Origin of the sequence: Nostoc cf. edaphicum LEGE 07299 (genome assembly GCF_015207245.1) — a bacterium.
In the GTDB taxonomy this organism is placed as follows: Bacteria; Cyanobacteriota; Cyanobacteriia; order Cyanobacteriales; family Nostocaceae; genus Nostoc; species Nostoc edaphicum_B.
This window is the reverse complement of the sequence record NZ_JADEXF010000669.1, coordinates 1-3,506: the sequence shown is the minus strand read 5'-3', so window position 1 is coordinate 3,506 and position 3,506 is coordinate 1. Positions and strand designations below refer to the sequence as shown.

Sequence of the window (3,506 nt, the reverse complement as noted above, 5' to 3'; positions counted from 1 at the left end):
GTGATATGTAGCTTTAATTTTATATTTGTTTAAACAAACCTTTATTATGCAACGCCAAAAAACATTCCTATTTGTAAGCGTCTTCTAAATTATCTAATTTGTCCGAATTGCTCGTTGAGTTGGAGGATTTGCGCTCAAAACCACCTACCTCTGCCAACGTATAGAGGGGTCTGGCTTTAACTTCTTCGTAGATGCGCCCTATATATTCACCTAAGATGCCAACACTGACTAACTGCACAGATCCAAGAAAGAAAATTGCCATCAAAATAATCGTAAACCCAGTTAAAGGCGAATGGGGGACAAAAAGACGCCAATACAAGACTAATAAAGCCATGAAGATGGCCGCCGCTGCTGCTATTAAGCCTAAGTAAGTTGATAACCGCAGTGGCACTATTGAAAAGGACACTAGACCATTGATAGCAAGGGCTAAGGATTTGCTAAAAGTGTATTTAACTTCCCCAGCAAAGCGGGGGTTGCGCTCGAACCGAACTGCTGTTTGCTGAAAGCCAACCCAAGAACGCAAACCACGAATATAGCGGGTACGTTCTGGCATAGAATTGAGAATATCTACAATCTGGCGATCTATTAGACAAAAATCACCAGTATCAGTAGGAATCTCTACATCTGCAAGCTTCTTAAGGATACGATAAAAGAAATAGGCAGTAAAACGCTTAAACCATCCTTCTTTAAGGCGTTGAGTGCGTTGAGCGTAGACCACTTGATAGCCCTGCCGCCATTTTTCAACCATATCGGGAATTAGTTCTGGTGGGTCTTGTAAGTCAGCATCAAGGATGACAATAACTTGACCGCGGACAAAATTAAGACCAGCAGTTACTGCAATTTGATGACCAAAGTTACGAGCAAAGCTCAGATAGCAAATGCGCGGGTCTTTTTGATGGAGGTCTCGTATTAATTGTAGGGAGCGATCGCGGCTACCATCATTGATTAAAATTAATTCGACAAGCCCATCCATCCGATTCATTACTGCACTCAGTCTGCGGTATAGTTCTGGAATAATTTCTTCTTCGTTATAAATTCGAACAATGAATGAATACTTTGGTAACATCTAAAAATATTGTTTAATTTTTTAACAGCTGACAGACTGCTTGTAATTATAAAGATTTGCTTCTCACCATACCTAATAAGACTCAAATCAGATTGTTATAGTTTATTTATTCTTTAGGTTGAGTCATCTGAAGAGTCTGATTGTTTCAGCCTTTCTACAGCTTTTCTGGGCAAAGTTCGACGATGGCGATACCAAGTAGACCCTGCTACCAGCGTTCCAGTTAAGCCTAATGCAAGGATTAGCGGCAAAAAATCGCCTGTATTCACTGCCTTCAGACCAGAACTACCTAGCAATACAAAAGGTAAGACACTAGGAACAGTACCAAGTGTTGTACCTAGAACATAATCTTTAAAGCTGATTGAAGTCAGTCCCGCGACAAAGTTGACCAAGCCATAGGGCATGATTGGTACTAATCGGATGGCAAACATATAAAAAAGCCCTCCACGACGAACCTCAGCATCCATAGCTTGCCAGCGTCCTGCTAGTCGTTTTGCAACTGCTTTGCGTCCAATAGTTCGAGTAAAAATAAAGGCAATTATTGCCGCAATGACTGCTCCAACACTAGTCCAGACAATACCCAGCCAAGGACCAAAAATGGCACCTCCAGTCAAATTTAGTACCGTTGAGGGCAAAACTAACATGGTTGCCACAACGTACAAAGCAATATAAATAATAGGTGCCCAGATACCAGAAGATTTCAGCAAAGCTTGAATTTGTACTGGTTCAATGCCGCCAAGAAGATATACGGTTATACCAGTTGCAATTATGCAACTCAGCGTGAGTAGCAAAATACCAGTTTTCAAGTTCCACATTAGAACTCTACTCCTACCTTTTGTGTAACAAAACCCACCTTTTTCAAATTTAAATCCTCGTAGAGACGCGAAATTTCGAGTTTCTACAAGGATTTTTCACTAGATGTCTATTGTATTAGCTAGTTTTAAACAGAAGCGATCATAACCTTTATCCAAGTATCGAAGTATCCAAACACAGACCAAGAAACCGCAAAGTAGCAAGATTTGTGTCAATGACACCGGAAGTGAACACTTTGGAGTCGAAAAAATGTGAGTAATGATAGCGGCTGCTATCCTGCTTAGGACAAGTCTGCTATGGATAACTGTGACAGTAGCTCTCTGAGATTTGGCAATGAATGTCCTAAATTGTTTGACCACTGTTATAGAACTTGGGAATGAGTTTACCATCTATATGGTGGACAGAGATTCATTTAACAATAGCTATTAATCCAAAATCCAAAATCCAAAATGGTCAAGATGCGGGCATTATTGTCTGGGTATTACGGTAAAGGTAATGGTGGTGACGAAGCTTTATTGGCAACGCTTTTGCAAATGTTACCATCTCACGTAACGCCTGTGGTGCTTTCTGGTAATCCAGAGGAAACCCGCGATCGCTACAATGTAGAAACCTACGATCGCATGGCTCCCTTAGCTGTACTACAAGCTTTACGCTCTTGTGATGCCTTGATTTGGGGCGGTGGGAGTCTGATTCAAGATGTTACCAGTACTATCAGCCCGTTTTATTATGGCGGACTGATGGCATTAGCCCAGAAAATGGGTTTGAAAACTGTTGCTTGGGCGCAGGGTATTGGCCCTTTGGTGCGTCCGCAAACTCGTTGGTTAGCACGGCAAACCTTTAGTAATTGTACCAAAATCAGTGTCCGTGATCGCGCCAGTGCTGCTTTATTATCTGATTGGCAAATTCCTTGTATTATAGCTCCTGACCCGGTTTGGGCGTTGGAATCTAAACCAGTTCCAGGACTTTGGGATTTACCTGCGCCGAGAGTTGCGGTAACGTTGCGATCGCATCCCCAACTTACAGAAAAACGTCTGGCAAATTTGACTCGTGCTTTGGTGGACTTTCAAAAAGCCACGCAAGCATTTATTTTATTACTGCCGTTTCAAAAAAGTGAAGATTTGAGTATTGCCGAAGCCATTCAACCACACCTTAAAAATGTTAGCCAGATTTTGTGTCTGGAAGATCCGCAACTTTTAAAAGGTGTGTTTCGCGGCGTTGAAATGGCAATTGGAATGCGCCTGCACAGTTTAATTATGGCTGCTGCTGAAGGTTGTCGCTGCTTTGCTCTCAGTTATGACCCCAAAGTAAATCGTCTCATGGAAGACTTGGAAATGCCTGGGTGGGATTTGGCGAGTTTACCCGATGACCCCAATTTGATTGGTCTAACTTGGATGGAGCATTACGCCAATGGCGATCCTTTATCATCAGAGAAAATCCAATCTTTGGTGGATGGTGCTTTACTGCACAGCGAGTTGTTGAGTGAAGCCTTCAGTTAAGTTTTTGTTTAGATATGAACAGGGAAAGATATGACACAGATATCCCAGCCAAGACGCACCCGCATTTTACCAGCATCAACCTTAGTCTCTGAAGAAGTACACCAGCGTCAGAAACAACGTGATGCTGTTGCTAC

3 protein-coding genes are annotated in these 3,506 nt (G+C 42.2%); 1 reads left to right on the top strand and 2 read right to left on the bottom strand.

What is annotated here, in order from left to right; all coding sequences use genetic code 11:
* Positions 1–67: 67 nt before the first annotated feature.
* Complete coding sequence (locus IQ229_RS18700) at positions 68–1,066, bottom strand: glycosyltransferase family 2 protein (RefSeq protein ID WP_194046289.1); 999 nt, start codon at positions 1,064–1,066, stop codon at positions 68–70.
* A 113-nt stretch (positions 1,067–1,179) separates the two neighbouring features.
* Positions 1,180–1,878 carry a TVP38/TMEM64 family protein gene (locus IQ229_RS18695; protein WP_194046287.1) on the bottom strand — a complete coding sequence of 233 codons (699 nt, stop codon included), beginning with the start codon at positions 1,876–1,878 and terminating at the stop codon, positions 1,180–1,182.
* Positions 1,879–2,334: 456 nt separating this feature from the next.
* Between IQ229_RS18695 and csaB the strand changes: the two genes are divergently transcribed.
* Complete coding sequence (gene csaB / locus IQ229_RS18690) at positions 2,335–3,372, top strand: polysaccharide pyruvyl transferase CsaB (RefSeq protein ID WP_194046285.1); 1,038 nt, start codon at positions 2,335–2,337, stop codon at positions 3,370–3,372.
* Positions 3,373–3,506 lie beyond the last annotated feature (134 nt).